Consider the following 14,046-nt stretch of genomic DNA (forward strand, 5'->3'; position numbering starts at 1 on the left):
GTACTATCGATGTCAAGGGGGAATCGATGCGGATCTCAGAACTCTCCACCGAGACGGGCGTCCCGGTCGCGACGATCAAGTACTACCTGCGCGAGAAGCTGCTCCCCGAAGGTGAGCGGACCTCTCCGACGCAGGCCGTGTACGGCCCTGCACACGTCGAAAGGCTGCGGCTGATCCGCGCGCTCGTCGACTCCGGCGTCGGGATCGCCGCCTCGCGACAGGTCATCGCCGCGCTCGACGATCCGCCCGCCAACCCGAACCATCTCCTGGGAATGGCGCATGCCGCCGTCTCGCCGCCGGCGCTCGACGATCTCGATCTGTCGGCGGCCGAAGCGCTGATCTCGCGGTGGGGATGGAACCCCGACGCCTGCGGTCCGCAGCAACTCGCCGGCGTCGCCCGTGCTCTCGACACCCTCGATCGGGCCGGCTTCACCGTGCCCGAGGCCACCATGGACGCCTACCTCGCCGGCATCCGTCGGATGGTCGACGCGGAGATCGACGCGATCCCGACGACATCGACGGATGCGGCGGTTCGGTACGTCGTGCTGGGGACGGTGCTCGTCGAACCGCTCCTCCTCGCGCTGCGTCGCGTCGCCGAGGAGTTCGTCTCGGGCGACCGGTACGGCGACGCGGTTTCCTGAGGGGAACCTGGGGGGTGCACAATCGGGGGATGACCACCGTCTTCCCCGCGTTGACCGAGACCCCCGACCCGCAGTTCGTCATGGTCGGCGACGGGTACCGGATCGCGACCTACGAGTGGGGACCGGCGGATGCCCCGACGGTGCTCCTCGTGCACGGGTTCGCCTCGAGCGCGCGTGACAACTGGGTCAACACGGGCTGGGTGCGCGACCTGCTGCGTGCCGGATACCGTGTGCTCGCCGTCGACCAGCGCGGTCACGGCGCCAGCGACAAGCCGCACGAGTCGCGGGCCTACGCGCTCCGGACGATGGTCACCGACGTCGAGGCGGTGCTCGACACCTACCTCGTCGACGAAGCGCTCTACGTCGGGTACTCGCTCGGCGCCCGCGTCGGCTGGGAGGTCGCCCGCGACCTGGAGCCCCGCATCCCGCGCGTCGTCCTCGGCGGCGTCCCCGACGGCGTTCCGCTCGGACGACTCGACCTCGACCAGGTTCAGGCGTACGTCGATGAGGGCACGCCGGTGACGGATGCCGTGACCCTGAACTACATCACCCTCACCGAGCGCGTGCCCGGCAACGACCTGCGCGCCCTGCTCGCGATCGCCCGCGGCATGCGCGCGACCGGCACCGTCGACCCCGACCCGGGCAACGCTCCCGCCCAGCCGGTGCTCTTCGCGACGGGGACGAAGGACGGCATCATCGAGGGCTCCCGCACGCTCGCGGCGGCGACCCCGCAGGGCCGGTTCGTCGAGATCCCCGACCGCCACCACTTCAACGCGCCCGGCTCCCGCGCGTTCCGCGAGGCCGCGCTGGCCTTCCTCGCCGAGTAGGGCGCGGCATCCGTCGAGGTCCCGTTCCGGCCGGGAATCGCCGGGGCATACGCGGCCCAATCGGGACCTCGCGGCGGACTACGCTCGCGTCATGACAGACCTCTCGTCGTGGGGCGTGGCATCCGACTCGCCGACGGCGGAGCACTACCGCACGTTCGGCTCCGTCGAGGCCCGCGGCTCGTCCGACACATACGAAGGCTGGGCCCTCGGCGTCGCGGACGACGCCGAGATGCTCGCGCTCATCGATGAACTCCCCCGAGCCAAGCGGCAGGCGAACCTCGTCTTCGCGGCGGTGCGCGTCGCCGGGGTGCCGGTCGCGTCGTGGCGCGATGCCCGCAGCGCGGCGATCGCGCGCTGGCCGCGCATCCGCGACATCGCACTCACCCACGCGACCCAGACGAACGAAGCCGCGCGCTGCGCCGTGCTGCTGCCGCAGCTCGCGCGCATCCCCGGTCCGCTCGCGCTGCTCGAGGTCGGTGCCTCCGCCGGGCTCTGCCTGTATCCCGATCGCTACGCATACCGCTACACCTCCGCCGACGGCACCGTCACGACGCTCGACCCGACGGAACCGTCCGGCGTCGTGATCGACTGCGACCTCTCGGATGCCGAGCCCCCGATGCGCCTGCCCGAGGTCGTCTGGCGCGGGGGCATCGATCTCAACCCGCTCGATCCCGCCGACCCCGACACGCTCGCCTGGCTCGACGCCCTCGTGTGGCCGGAGCACGAGGACCGGCGCGCCCGCCTCCGTGCCGCCATGGCGGTCGCGGCATCCGATCCCGCACCGATCCGCGCCGGCGATCTCAACGACCTGATCGCGGATGCCGCGGCATCCGCCCCCGCCGACGCGACCCTCGTGGTCTTCCACACCGCGGTGCTCGCCTACCTGAGTCCCGAGGATCGCGAGCGCTTCCGCCGCACGATGGCCGACACGGATGCCGTCTGGCTCTCGAACGAGGGGCTCGGCGTGTTCCCGGAGTTCGAGCGGATCGTCCCGCCGGGGGAGCGGCACCGATTCGTCCTCGCCGTGGACGGCGAGCCCGTCGCCCTCACTCACCCCCACGGCCGCAGCTACCGCGGCCTCTGATCGCGCTCCGGGGACGCCACGCGCCGCTTCGGCGGCATTCCCGCGACACCACGCGTCCCCGGAACCGACCCCCTCGCCCCGCACCCCCGCACCTGGCAACATCGGCAGAAGACACCGAGAGGATCGACCATGGCAGGCAAGACCAGTGACGGCGCCGGCTTCAGCGACGCCGAGAAGGCCGCGATGAAGCAGCGCGCCGAGGAGCTCAAGGCGATGAAGGGACTCAAGGGCCTCGCGAAGATCGAGAAGGAGAACCAGGCCTGCCTCGACGCGATCGAGGCGCTCGAGGGCACCGACCGCATCGTCGCCGAGCGGCTGCACGTCATCGTCCTCGAGGAGGCGCCGCACCTCAACCCGAAGACGTTCTACGGCTTCCCGGCCTATGCGAAGGACGGCAAGGTCGTCGTCTTCTGGCAGCCGGCATCCAAGTTCAAGACCCGCTACGGCACGGTCAGCTTCGACGAGACCGCGCAGCTCGACGACGGTCCCATGTGGCCGGTCTCGTTCGCGGTGATCGAGATGACGGATGCCGTCGAGCAGCGCATCCGCGAGATGGTCAGGACCGCGGCACCGCGAGACTGACGATCCGGTCGTCGCCCTCCCGCGGGGACCCGCGTCCGTCGGTGTTGTTCGTCAGGACGAACACGGTGCCGTCCGGGCCGACGGTCACGTCACGGAGCCGGCCGTAGTCGGCGCTGAGCTCGGTGGACGTCGACGGGTCCGCCACGGGGACGGCGCGCAGCACGCGCCCGCGCAGGTTGGCGATGAGGATCGTGTCGTTCACGATGGCGATGCCGCTGGGGCTGGCGGCATCCGTCGGCCAGGTCTGGACGGGATCGATGTACCCATCCGCCTCGCCGCCGGTGCCCTCGACGGAGGGCCAGCCGTAGTTGCCGCCCGGCTCGATGACGTTGAGCTCGTCGCGGTAGTTGCGACCGAATTCGCTCGCGAACATCGTCCCGTCCCTGGCCCACGCGAAGCCCTGCACGTTGCGGTGTCCCAGGCTGTAGACCGCTGACTGCGGGTCGGGATTGTCCGACGGGATGCCGCCGTCCGGGGCGATCCGCAGGATCTTGCCCGCCAGCGAGCCCGGGTCCTGCGAGGCCGGTTCGTCGCTCGTGTCGCCGTTCGCGATGTAGAGCATGCCGTCGGGACCGAACGCGATACGACCGCCGTTGTGGTGGGTGCCGGCCGGCATCCTGTCGATGACGGCCGCCGGCTCTCCGAGACCGTACGAGCCGGGAGTCCCGGTCAGCGGGTACTTCTCGACGCGGTTGCCGCTGCGGGCGGTCGAGTAGACGTACAGCGCGTCGCCGTCGGTCGCGAGGCCCAGGAGCCCGCCCTCGTCGCTGTGCACGACGCCCTCGACGGTGGCGGCGACGCGCGTGGTCCCGTCGAGGGATACCTCGAGGATGCGGGCGGTGTCTCGCTCGCTGACGAACACGACGTCGCCGACCACAGCCATCGACCAGGGAGCGTCGAGCCCGCTCGCGACGGTGCGGGGCGTCACCGGTACGGGCGTCGGTGTCGGTGTCGCGGTGGGGGTCGGGCGCGGGCTCGCGCTCGGCGTCGAGGAGGGTGTCGGGGATGCGGCGTCGGGGTCCTCCGCCGGGGCGCACGCGCTCAGCAGCAGGGCGGCGGCGACACCGACCCCGGCGACGGACGAGGAGGTGCGGCGGCGCGGCGACATGCGCCCAGTCAACCGCATCGGACCCCGCGGAGAGCGAACCCAGGTGAACGACCTAAACTGGGGGCATCCCGTTCCTGTCTGTGAGAACCACGCCTGTGTCTGACGTCGCCCCCCGCACCTTCGAGGTGCGCCACCTGCAGATGGGGCGCGCCCTCTTCGCGGCTCTCGCGGCGATCATGATCACGTTCTCGGTCGACCATTCCGCGCCGGTCGGGATGTCGGTGTTCAGCGGGTTCGCGATCGCCACCGCGCTGATCCTCCTGCTCTCGGCCTGGCTCGTCTTCCGCGCCGGCGAGCGTTGGCAGGCGGTGCTCCTCGGCTCCCTGACCCTCGTCGCCGGGATGGTCGCCTCGTTCCCGGCGCTCCGCACGGTCGACGGGTTCTTCACGACCGTCCTCGTCTGGGCGCTCGTGACGGGGGCGGCCGAACTCGTCATCGGCATCCTCGGACGCCGTCGCGGCGACGCCGCCGCGCGCGAGGCGGTGTTCGTCGGCAGCCTCACGGTGCTCCTCGGCGTCGCACTGCTGTTCGTCCAGCGGGACTACCTGCTCGAGTACTACATCGCCCAGGCGCGACAGTCGTTCAGCCTCACCGGCATCACGATCGGCGTCGGCGTCCTGGGAGGCTACGCGGCGATCGTCGCCGTGTACCTGGGAATCGCGGCGTTCTCACCCCGCCCCGACGCGGCGGCCGCCGTCGAGACGGCCGACACGGATGCCGCTGGAGGCCGCGCATGAGCGAGAAGAACCCCACCCGTCGCGATCTGATGCGTCCGGTGCAGCTGCTCGGATTCGCCCTGCTGGCGGCGGTGTTCGCCGGTGTCGTCACGCTCGTCTCGATGGGCGTGCTGCAGGATCAGCGGCCGGGGAGCGACGTCGACCAGCACCTGCGTGCGTGGGCTGTCGCCGGCATCGTCACGGGCATCACCTTCATCGCGACCCTCGTGATCATGGCGCTGTCGCTGCTCGCCGTCGACCCCGCGCAGATGGCCAAGCCGGTCGAGCGGGGACTGCTGCTCGACGCCGAAGACGAGTCGACGCCCGGTGACGGCGACGCGGGTCGCCGTCCGGCCCCGCCCTCCGGGGACTGACCCAGGCTTCGGCCTGCGCGGTGCGCCGGCCAGCGCTGCGGCATCCGCTCGGCTCGGTTGCCGCGTTCAGTCGTGTCAAAGTGCGAGTTCGCGCGCGCTGAACCCGCCTTTCGGCGCGACTGAACGGTAGGGCCGGCGTTCAGCCGCGTCAAAGTGCGACTTCGCGCGCGCTGAACCCGCCATTCGGCGCGAGCGGATGCCGGGGCCACACGCCCCCGCCCCCGCCCCCGCGCGTCAGCGCAGCAGGTCGACGAGCCGGTCGGCGAGGCCCGCGTAGCCGGCGGGCGTCAGGGCGAGCAGGCGCTGCTTCGCGGCATCCCCGATGTCGAGCCCGTTCACGAACTCGGCGAGCTCCGGAGCGCCGACGCGGCGGCCGCGGGTGAGGTCCTTCAGCAGCGCGTACGGGTCGGTGATCTGCGAGCGACCGGCGACGATCTCGGCGCGGACGACGGTCTGGATCGCCTCGGCGAGCACTTCCCAGTTCGCGTCGAGGTCCGCGAGCAGCACGTGGCGCGACAGCGAGATCTCGGTGAGACCGCGCTGCAGGTTGTCGAGCGCGAGCAGCGAGTGCCCGAACGCGACGCCGATGTTGCGCTGCGTCGTCGAGTCAGTGAGGTCGCGCTGCTGACGTGAGGTCACGAGCGTCGACGCGAGCGTCCCGAACAGGCCGCCGGCGATCTCGAGGTTCGCTTCGGCGTTCTCGAAACGGATCGGGTTGATCTTGTGCGGCATCGTCGACGACCCGGTCGCCCCCGCGACGGGGATCTGGGCGAAGAAGCCCATCGAGATGTAGGTCCACACGTCGGTGGCGAGATTGTGCAGGATGCCGCCCGCGTGCCGCACGCGGTCGTAGAGCTCGACCTGCCAGTCGTGCGACTCGATCTGCGTCGTCAGCTCGTTGAAGCCGATGCCGAGACCCTCGATGAAGCCGCGCGACAGGGCGGGCCAGTCGACGTCGGGCTCGGCGGCGAGGTGCGCCGACCACGTGCCGGTCGCACCGGAGAACTTCGCGAGGTACTCGCCCTGCGAGATCTGGGCGGCGACGCGCTGCAGGCGCCAGGCGAAGACGGCGAGCTCCTTGCCCATGGTCGAGGGCGTCGCCGGCTGACCGTGCGTGCGCGACAGCATGACGGCATCCCGGTGCTCTTCGGCCAGCTGCGTCAGCGACTCGACCACGGCATGGAGCTTCGGCAGCCACACGCGCTCGACGGCGCGCTGGACGGTGAGGGCGTACGAGGCGGAGTTGATGTCCTCGCTGGTGCAGGCGAAGTGCGTGAGCTCGGCGATCGCGTCGAGTCCGAGGGTCGAGAGGCGGTCGCGGACGAGGTACTCGATCGCCTTGACGTCGTGGCGGGTGACCGCTTCCTTCTCGGCGAGCCAGCCGATCTCGTCGGCGCCGAAGTCGCGGTAGAGGGCGCGGAGCGACTCCTTCTGCGCGTCCGTCAACGCGGACGAACCGAACAGTCCGCGATCGGTGAGCGTGATGATCCACTCGACCTCGACCTCGACGCGGGCCCGGTTCAGGCCGGCTTCGGAGAGGTACTCGGTCAGGGGAGCGACGGCGGGGGCGTAGCGTCCGTCGAGGGGGCTCAGCGACATCGAGGGCAGGGAGGACACGCGACTCCGTTCGGTGGGGGGTGCGCTCACCGGCGAAGCGCGGGTTCGAGCTGCCGGAACAGAGCCCGGCTCGCGCTCTCGATCATACCGAGCACCTCGTCGAACATCGTGGGGCCGCCGTAGTACGGGTCCGGGACGTCGAGCGCACCGTCCGCGCGCGCGTCGAAGTTCAGCAGGAGGGCGAGCTTGTCGACGTCAGCGGGGCTCCGTGCCCACTCCGACAGGATCCGTTCGTGCGAGCGGTCGAGCGCGATCACCAGGTCGTTGCGGTCGAAATCCTCACGCGAGAACTGCTTCGCCCGGTGGCGGGTGCCGTCGTAGCCGCGCCGCTCGAGCGCATCGAGGGTGCGGCTGTCCGCGCGCTCCCCGACGTGCCATTCGCCCGTGCCGGCGCTCGTCGAGACGACGCGGTCGCCGAGTCCCGCCTGATCGGCGAACCACCGGAAGACGACCTCCGCCATGGGGGAGCGGCAGATGTTCCCGGTGCACACGAAAACCACGCGAAAAGCATCATCGGGCGCGGGCACCACTCCATTGTGCTGATCGAAGCGCCTTCTGCACAGACCGGGGGGTTCCTGAGGCATCCACCGGGCTTCGTCAGGGTCGCTCGCAGACGGATGCCGCGGGCCACCCTCGACGCATGTCCGATGTCGTCGCGCCCTACCCGTACCTCTGGGGCACCCCTCTCGAGGAGCGTCTCGCCACCTTCGATCAGGCCCTGGCCCTCCTGAGGCAGGCTGACGGGGAGGCACTTCGCCTGCTCGCCGACGTCCGCGGTCTCGCGCACCTCGTGGATTGGAGTGCGGATGCCGCCGATGCATTCCGCGCAGCGGTGTCGGCCTGGGAGAGCGAGCTGGTGCAACTGACCGCCGCCATCCAGGCCGTGATCGACCAGACCTGTCTCGACCGGCGTGTGGCGGAGGCGGCGGGCTGATGGGCGATCTCGAGATCCGCAGCGGGCGGGTCGTCGCGGTGGACACCGAGACGCTCCGACATGCGGCCGCGCGAGCCGACCTGGCCGTGGCCGATGCGGAGACGCTCGGCACGACGCTGCGACAGGCGGACCAACTGCTCGACATCACCGTGACCGGTGTGATGGTCGGCCACCCCGTGACGATCGCTCAGACGGTGACCGAGCAGGGGCGGATGCTGGTGACCGCGCTGCGCGACACCGCCACGGCCTACGAGCTCGTCGAGCTGCAGGCGCGTCACGCTGCCGCGGCGGCAGGGGACGCCGCGGATCGTCGTGACGCGGTGCTTCTCGCCCGCCGGATCGAGCAGCTCGAAGCATCCTCTCCCGCGGCCGCAGCGCTCGCGGAGCAGGCGGTCGCCGATGCTCCGAACCCCTTCGCGACGGTCGCGCGCGAGCTGTTCTGGCCGAGCCTCCTTCTCGGCACGCTCGGCGCCGGCACCATGGGTCTCTACGGCGCGGGGACGCTCGCGATCCGCGCTGCGGGGAAGGGGGCGATCCCCGACGGCAGCAGACTCGTGGGAACGCCGAGGACACCGACCGTCTCGCTGATCACGGTCGCGAAGGGCACGGCGCCCGAGTCGATGTCGGCCCTCGCCCGGCGGCAGCCGTCGACGGAGCGACCGGGAGACATCCGCGTCGAGCGGTACACGATGCCCGGCGGAGGTCGGCGGTTCGCTCTCTACGTCTCGGGGACGCGCACCAAAGGGGACGTCGGCACCTTCGGCATGGGGACGAACGTGCCGCTGTACCTCGGTGCCGCGTCGTCGTCCTATGAGTCCGTCCGGATCGCGCTCGAGAAGGCGGGCGCGAAGCCGGGCGACTCGGTGATGGTCAGCGGGCATTCGCAGGGCGCGATGATCGCCAGCCGCGTCGCGCTCGAAGAGGAGTACGAGGTGCCGATGCTGGTCGGATTCGGCAATCCCGTGCAGGCCGACGTCGGCGCCGACACCCTGCAGGTCGACCTCCGCCACAGCGACGATCTTGTGCCCCTCCTGGCTGCCGGAGGGCATGACGGATCGATCGGCGCTCAGGGCAGCATGGTCGTCGAGCGGGACGTCAGTCCCTGGCCGGGTCTCGACTCCCACCAGATGGACGCCTACACCGAGACCGCCGAGATGCTCGACGCATCCTCCGACCCGCGGGTGGATGCCGTCCGGCAGCGTCTCGCCGAGTTAGGGCAGGCCGAATCGGTCGAGGTGTTCGTCTACGACACCGAGGAGGGTGTCACGCCTTCGTCTGCGGACGCAGGATAATCCCGAAGACGAAGTTGATGATCGAGATGATGAGGGCGGCGACGACGCCGAGCCAGAAGGACTCGACCGTGAGGCCCCAGCCCCACCACTCGGTGAACCATCCGGTCAGCCAGAACAGGAAGCCGTTGATCACGAGGGAGATGAGACCCAGGGTCAGGATGTAGAGCGGGAAGGCGAGGATCTTCAGCACCGTCCCGATCACGGTGTTCACGATCGCGAACACGGCCGCCACGGCGAGGAGCGACAGCACGAGCTGCAGCGTCTCGCCGGGGGCGAACGGGGTGACCTCGACGCGCAGCGGCTCGATGAGGGTGACGACCCAGATCGCGAATGCGTTGATCACGACGCGGATGATGAAGCGCATGCTCGCAGTCTCCCACGCGCGCCGCCACGCCGCTCGTAGACTCGTCGCGTGACCGACATCCCCATCCGGGTTCGCCCTGAGATCGCCGCCCTCCCTTCGTACAAGCAGGGCAAGCAGGCCGGCGCCACCGCCTACAAGCTCTCCAGCAACGAGAACCCGTTCGAGCCCCTGCCCGGCGTCGTCGACGCGGTGCGGGGTGCGGTCGCGTTCAACCGCTACCCCGATGCGCTCGCCGGCCGGCTCCGAGCCCGGCTCGCCGAGCGGTTCGGCGTGAGTGACGACCGCATCCACATCGCCGCGGGCTCCGTGTCGATCCTGTACCAGCTCGCTCAGGCCGCGGCATCCGTCGGCGACGAGATCGTCCTGCCGTGGCGCTCCTTCGAGGCGTACCCCGGCATCGTGACGGTCACGGGTGCGACCCCCGTCATGGTGCCGCTGAATGACGACGCCGCCGTCGACCTTCCCGCGCTCGCGGCGGCCGTCACCGACCGCACCCGCGCCGTTTTCGTCTGCACGCCCAATAACCCCACCGGTGCCGTCGTGACCCAGGCCGACTTCGACGCGTTCGTCGCGGCCGTCCCCTCGGATGTGCTGATCGTCCTCGACGAGGCGTATGTCGAGTTCGTGACGGATGCCGCAGCGGTCAAGGGCGAGCAGGTCATCGCCGCCGGGCATGACAACGTCGTGATCCTCCGCACCTTCTCGAAGGCCTACGGGCTCGCGGGTCTGCGCATCGGCTACGCCGTCGGGCACCCCCGCATCCTCGATGTCGCCCGCAGCGCCGGCATCCCCCTATCCGTCACGGCGCAGGCCGAAGCGGCGGCTCTCGCGAGCCTCGATGCCGAGGACGAGCTGCGTGAGCGGGTCGCCGTCGTCGCCGAGCGGCGCGACCGCTTGGTCACGCGGCTGCGCGAGATCGGCTGGGACGTCCCGACCGCGCAGGGCAACTTCGTCTGGTTGCCCGCGGGGGAGCGCTCGCTCGAGGTCGCAGCGGCGTTCGAAGCCGCCGATCTCGTCGTCCGGCCGTTCGCCGGCGACGGCGTCCGTGTGTCGGTGGGCGAGGACGAGTCGATCGATCGCGTGGTCGAGGTCGCGGCATCCGTCCGTCCCTGACCGGGCCCTGAGACGACGACGTCCCCGGAGCCCTGAATCGGGCACTCCGGGGACGCGTCGTGTCGGGGTCTGTGTCGTGTCTGTGTCTGGCGGTTCGGGCGACGTCTCGCGTCCCCGGAACCCGTCGCGGCTCAGCGCGAGGACTTCTCCTTCTGCTTGCGCACGAACAGGGTCTCGGTCTGCTCGAGCTCCATGCCCTTCGTCTCGGGCACGCGCCAGGCGACGTACACGAACGACAGGGCCGCGAAGAGCGCGTACATGCCGTAGGTGAGCGGCAGCGACCAGCCCGACATCGCCGGGAACGACACCGTGATGAGGAAGTTCGCGATCCACTGCGCGGCGGCCGCGACACCGAGCGCCTTGCCACGGATGCGGCTGGGGAAGATCTCGCCGAGCAGCACCCAGACGAGTGGACCCCACGACGCGCCGAAGCCGACGACGAACAGGTTCGCGGCGACGAGGGCGATCGGACCCCATGCACCGGGCAGCGAGACCTCGCCGTCCACGGTCACCGCGAAGGCGAACGCCAGTGCCATCGTCGCGAGCGACAGGGTCATGAGCACCGAACCGGTCAGCAGGATCGGCTTGCGGCCGACGCGGTCGACCAGCCAGATGGCGATGAGCGTGACGACGACGTTCGTGATCGAGGTGATGACGCTGATCGTCAGCGAGTTGCTCTCGTCGAAGCCGACCGCCTTCCAGAGCGTCGTCGAGTAGTAGAAGATCACGTTGATGCCGACGAACTGCTGGAACGTCGACAGGATGATGCCGACCCAGACGATGCCCTGGAGCCCCAGGACCGGGCCACGCAGCGACGCGCTCTTGCTCTTGCGGTCCTGCTCGATCGCCGAGCGGATCTCGTTGACGGACTTGTCGAGGTCGGCCTGGGGGACCAAGCGCGAGAAGACCTCTCGGGCTTCGTCGTTGCGGCCCTTGGCGAGAAGGAAGCGCGGCGATTCCGGCATCGTGAAGGCGAGGATGCCGTACACGGCCGCCGGGATGACGCCGACGAGGAACATCCAGCGCCAGGCCTCGAGCCCGAGCCACAGCTGCTCCGCGGCACCGCCGGCACTGTTGGCGAGGACGGCATCCGACAGGAGGGCGGCGAAGATGCCGAGGGTGATCGCGAGCTGCTGCAGCGACGCGAGGCTGCCGCGGATCTGCCGCGGCGCGATCTCGGCGATGTAGGCGGGGGCGACGACCGATGCGATGCCGATGCCGATGCCGCCGATGACGCGCCACACGATGAGGTCGGGCACGCTGAAGGTCAGACCGGAGCCGATCGACGAGACGAGGAACATGACGGCGCCCAGCATCATCGTCTTGAGTCGACCCCAGCGGTCCGACAGGTTTCCGGCGATGATGGCGCCGACGGCACACCCGAGCAGGGCGACGGCGACGACGAATCCCGTCAGCACCTTGTCGAGTTCGAAGTTGCCCTCGATCGCATCGACGGCACCGTTGATGACGGACGAGTCGAAACCGAAGAGGAACCCACCGACCGCCGCGGCTATCGACAGCCCGATCGCTCGTCGCCCGTAGGGGCTTTTGATCGAGAAGGCGTCTGCGGGAATCGTGCCGGTAGTGCTCATGAGGGACGAGGTTACCCCCGCTCCCACGAGCCGAGGGTGGACTTGCGCGAGCGCGAGAATCCGGTAATGGATGCCGGTCGGCCCGCGGGTTCTCATCGTCCGGGTGCCGGATGGGGGTGTGTCACGATGCTCGCATGGGGATCCCGGTCACTGACGAGCTTCGCGCGTTGCGCGCCCGCGCCTACGGGCCGGCCGCCGACATCCATCTCGATCCCGCGGCCATGCGGCGCTTGGAGGAACTTGAGGAGGCAGGGCGGCGCTCGCCCGCGGTCGCGGAGCGGACCGATCCGCCGGCGCCTGCCGACACCGACGACGCCATCGACGACGACGACTCCGACGACACCGACGACGACGCGCAGATGGATGCCGCGCGGGAAGGGCCCGCGCCTTCCCTAGCCGTCCCCGCGCCGAGCGCGTGGCGCCGCCGAGGAGCGAGGCGGGGTCTCTGGGTGGTCTCGGTGGTCGTCGCCGCGGCGGTGGGTGCGGGGCTCGCGTACTCGGTCGCGGAGATCACGCCGGTCCCGAGCTCCGCGGGAATCCGGCAGAGTGCGACCCTCGAACCGACGAACGGCGTCGAGGTGCCGGTCGGCTTCTTCGGGCGGAGCGAGGACACACCGATCTTCGAATACGAAGGCCTCACGCTGTTCGTGCAGACGGTGGACTACGGGCCGGAGGCGAGGGTCGACCCCTTCCCCTGCCTGGCGGTCGCGCCCACCTCGCTGATCCCGTCAGCCAGGGAGTTCGATCCCGACACCGACCAGGGGATCGACGGGCCGATCTACAGCGGATGCGAGACGGGCGCCTTCCCCGCGACGGTCACCTTCGGCCTCGACGACTTCTCGCCCGGTGCGCTCCCCGGCATCCGCGAGGGTCGCGCTCTCCAGTTCGTCCTCGAGGGGGATCGCGTCGGCGTCTTCCTCGACCGGGGCTGACCCCGGCGACGGGTCAGGACGACAGGCGGCGGTAGGCGTCGCCGAGCCAGCGGTCGTAGGCCGCCCAGGGCTCCCCGATCCGGCTGCGCACGTCGGCGATGTGCGTCGCCAGGTCGCCGGTCAGCGTGAACCACTCGCCTCCCTCGCGGAGGTCGGCGAACTCCACGTGCCGCTGATGCTCGACGTGGCGATCACCCGGTTCGAACGCGAGCAGCTCGTCGTGCATGATCGCGGCGAGGCGGCGTCGCGGCGTCGCGGACGTCCCGATCTTCACCCGGTCGCGGAACCGCAGGTAGTAGACGACGTCCATGCGCGGTCGGGGAAGGTCCGTGTCGGGGGCGTCGCCCAGTCGCCAGCCGCAACGATCGCAGTACCAGGCGTCGTCGAGACGATCGCCGGTGACGCCTCCGCACACGCGGCACGGGCGGGGGAGGGATGCGGGCACGCGCCCATCCTCGCCGCGACCGCCGACACCCGTTCGTCCGGCGGGAGGGTCCCGGGTCGGAGTCGAGGGGGGAGATCGACTCGACGAACCGGGCCCCCGGATGCGTCACTGCGACGTGCAGAAACGCGATCCCGCGCGGACACCCGGGGCTGGGTTGTCGGCGACGATACGCGCACGCACGCCGGGGCGGAACCCTCTATGGACGAACCCGGCTGGAGAGGGGCGTCCCCCTGACCCCAGCCGGGTCGTGTCGCTGTAGCGTGGCCCGCACGCGGGAACGCCTGGAATCCCCCAGAAACCAGTCCGGGTGCGGGCTAACCAGCTCCCCAACTGTTGGTCTACAGCAGGACGAATATAGAACCTCGCGAGGAGCGATTTGTCCCCCTTTCGGGGGACAAGCCAGATGTGCTAAAAACTTCTCCCCA

16 protein-coding genes are annotated in these 14,046 nt (G+C 70.3%); 10 read left to right on the forward strand and 6 right to left on the reverse strand.

Annotation, left to right across the window (positions count from 1 at the left end):
• The first annotated feature begins 26 nt into the window (after window positions 1-26).
• The 4 genes from H286_RS0112320 to H286_RS0112335 all read left to right on the forward strand — a co-directional run bounded on the left by H286_RS0112320 (window position 27) and on the right by H286_RS0112335 (window position 3,134).
• Entirely contained in the window at window positions 27-641 is a 615-nt protein-coding gene (locus H286_RS0112320; RefSeq protein WP_020098389.1) for a MerR family transcriptional regulator, read from the forward strand.
• Window positions 642-670: 29 nt separating this feature from the next.
• Complete coding sequence (locus tag H286_RS0112325; protein ID WP_020098390.1) at window positions 671-1,468, forward strand: alpha/beta fold hydrolase; 798 nt, start codon at window positions 671-673, stop codon at window positions 1,466-1,468.
• Between the two features lie 91 nt (window positions 1,469-1,559).
• Complete coding sequence (locus tag H286_RS0112330; protein WP_020098391.1) at window positions 1,560-2,552, forward strand: DUF2332 domain-containing protein; 993 nt, start codon at window positions 1,560-1,562, stop codon at window positions 2,550-2,552.
• Window positions 2,553-2,681: 129 nt separating this feature from the next.
• Window positions 2,682-3,134 (forward strand): iron chaperone, encoded by a 453-nt coding sequence (locus tag H286_RS0112335; RefSeq protein WP_020098392.1) that lies wholly within the window; start codon window positions 2,682-2,684, stop codon window positions 3,132-3,134.
• Here the strand turns inward: H286_RS0112335 and H286_RS0112340 are convergent.
• Window positions 3,109-4,242 carry a PQQ-dependent sugar dehydrogenase gene (locus H286_RS0112340; RefSeq protein WP_020098393.1) on the reverse strand — a complete coding sequence of 378 codons (1,134 nt, stop codon included), beginning with the start codon at window positions 4,240-4,242 and terminating at the stop codon, window positions 3,109-3,111. The genes H286_RS0112335 and H286_RS0112340 overlap by 26 nt on opposite strands.
• A 95-nt stretch (window positions 4,243-4,337) precedes the next feature.
• Here H286_RS0112340 and H286_RS0112345 point away from each other — a divergent pair, with 95 nt between their 5' ends.
• On the forward strand, window positions 4,338-4,979 hold the full coding sequence (locus tag H286_RS0112345) for a hypothetical protein (RefSeq protein ID WP_018187688.1): 642 nt from the start codon (window positions 4,338-4,340) through the stop codon (window positions 4,977-4,979).
• Window positions 4,976-5,332: a hypothetical protein gene (locus H286_RS0112350; protein ID WP_020098394.1), complete on the forward strand. Its 357-nt coding sequence runs from the start codon at window positions 4,976-4,978 to the stop codon at window positions 5,330-5,332. Before H286_RS0112345 ends, H286_RS0112350 begins: the two co-directional genes overlap by 4 nt.
• A 234-nt stretch (window positions 5,333-5,566) precedes the next feature.
• On the opposite strand, the gene purB is transcribed toward H286_RS0112350, so the two are convergent.
• Together purB and H286_RS0112360 are read right to left on the reverse strand one after the other, a co-directional pair.
• Entirely contained in the window at window positions 5,567-6,949 is a 1,383-nt protein-coding gene (gene purB, locus H286_RS0112355) for an adenylosuccinate lyase (RefSeq protein WP_028497508.1), read from the reverse strand.
• Window positions 6,950-6,975: 26 nt separating this feature from the next.
• Complete coding sequence (locus H286_RS0112360; RefSeq protein ID WP_018187685.1) at window positions 6,976-7,449, reverse strand: low molecular weight protein-tyrosine-phosphatase; 474 nt, start codon at window positions 7,447-7,449, stop codon at window positions 6,976-6,978.
• Between the two features lie 140 nt (window positions 7,450-7,589).
• Between H286_RS0112360 and H286_RS0112365 the strand changes: the two genes are divergently transcribed.
• Both H286_RS0112365 and H286_RS0112370 read left to right on the forward strand, forming a co-directional pair.
• Window positions 7,590-7,883, forward strand: coding sequence for a hypothetical protein (locus H286_RS0112365; protein ID WP_018187684.1), 294 nt, complete (start codon window positions 7,590-7,592; stop codon window positions 7,881-7,883).
• Entirely contained in the window at window positions 7,883-9,175 is a 1,293-nt protein-coding gene (locus H286_RS0112370) for a hypothetical protein (RefSeq protein WP_020098396.1), read from the forward strand. The genes H286_RS0112365 and H286_RS0112370 overlap by 1 nt, the downstream gene beginning before the upstream one ends.
• On the opposite strand, the gene H286_RS0112375 is transcribed toward H286_RS0112370, so the two are convergent.
• Window positions 9,147-9,539 (reverse strand): phage holin family protein, encoded by a 393-nt coding sequence (locus H286_RS0112375; RefSeq protein ID WP_018187682.1) that lies wholly within the window; start codon window positions 9,537-9,539, stop codon window positions 9,147-9,149. The two genes, H286_RS0112370 and H286_RS0112375, sit on opposite strands and share 29 nt — an antisense overlap.
• A 48-nt stretch (window positions 9,540-9,587) precedes the next feature.
• Between H286_RS0112375 and H286_RS0112380 the strand changes: the two genes are divergently transcribed.
• Window positions 9,588-10,652, forward strand: a complete 1,065-nt coding sequence (locus H286_RS0112380) for a histidinol-phosphate transaminase (protein WP_020098397.1) — start codon at window positions 9,588-9,590, stop codon at window positions 10,650-10,652.
• Between the two features lie 131 nt (window positions 10,653-10,783).
• Here the strand turns inward: H286_RS0112380 and H286_RS0112385 are convergent, their stop codons facing one another.
• On the reverse strand, window positions 10,784-12,244 hold the full coding sequence (locus H286_RS0112385; protein WP_018187680.1) for a sugar porter family MFS transporter: 1,461 nt from the start codon (window positions 12,242-12,244) through the stop codon (window positions 10,784-10,786).
• 134 nt (window positions 12,245-12,378) lie between these two features.
• On the opposite strand from H286_RS0112385, the gene H286_RS14720 reads away from it, so the two are divergent.
• A complete protein-coding gene (locus H286_RS14720) occupies window positions 12,379-13,176 on the forward strand; it encodes a hypothetical protein (RefSeq protein ID WP_020098398.1) in 798 nt (265 codons plus the stop codon).
• 13 nt (window positions 13,177-13,189) lie between these two features.
• On the opposite strand, the gene H286_RS0112395 is transcribed toward H286_RS14720, so the two are convergent.
• Window positions 13,190-13,621, reverse strand: a complete 432-nt coding sequence (locus tag H286_RS0112395; protein ID WP_020098399.1) for a hypothetical protein — start codon at window positions 13,619-13,621, stop codon at window positions 13,190-13,192.
• Between the last annotated feature and the right edge of the window lie 425 nt (window positions 13,622-14,046).

Source organism: Microbacterium sp. 11MF, assembly GCF_000383475.1.
Classification (GTDB): Bacteria; Actinomycetota; Actinomycetes; order Actinomycetales; family Microbacteriaceae; genus Microbacterium; species Microbacterium aquilitoris.

Coding starts and splice junctions, on each gene's coding strand:
- H286_RS0112370 (WP_020098396.1), top strand. CDS start 7,883: ATGGGCGATCTCGAGATCCGCAGCGGGCGGGTCGTCGCGGTGGACACC.
- H286_RS0112325 (WP_020098390.1), top strand. CDS start 671: ATGACCACCGTCTTCCCCGCGTTGACCGAGACCCCCGACCCGCAGTTC.
- H286_RS14720 (WP_020098398.1), top strand. CDS start 12,379: ATGGGGATCCCGGTCACTGACGAGCTTCGCGCGTTGCGCGCCCGCGCC.
- H286_RS0112375 (WP_018187682.1), bottom strand. CDS start 9,539: ATGCGCTTCATCATCCGCGTCGTGATCAACGCATTCGCGATCTGGGTC.
- H286_RS0112320 (WP_020098389.1), top strand. CDS start 27: ATGCGGATCTCAGAACTCTCCACCGAGACGGGCGTCCCGGTCGCGACG.
- H286_RS0112330 (WP_020098391.1), top strand. CDS start 1,560: ATGACAGACCTCTCGTCGTGGGGCGTGGCATCCGACTCGCCGACGGCG.
- H286_RS0112365 (WP_018187684.1), top strand. CDS start 7,590: ATGTCCGATGTCGTCGCGCCCTACCCGTACCTCTGGGGCACCCCTCTC.
- H286_RS0112340 (WP_020098393.1), bottom strand. CDS start 4,242: ATGTCGCCGCGCCGCCGCACCTCCTCGTCCGTCGCCGGGGTCGGTGTC.
- H286_RS0112385 (WP_018187680.1), bottom strand. CDS start 12,244: ATGAGCACTACCGGCACGATTCCCGCAGACGCCTTCTCGATCAAAAGC.
- H286_RS0112335 (WP_020098392.1), top strand. CDS start 2,682: ATGGCAGGCAAGACCAGTGACGGCGCCGGCTTCAGCGACGCCGAGAAG.
- H286_RS0112350 (WP_020098394.1), top strand. CDS start 4,976: ATGAGCGAGAAGAACCCCACCCGTCGCGATCTGATGCGTCCGGTGCAG.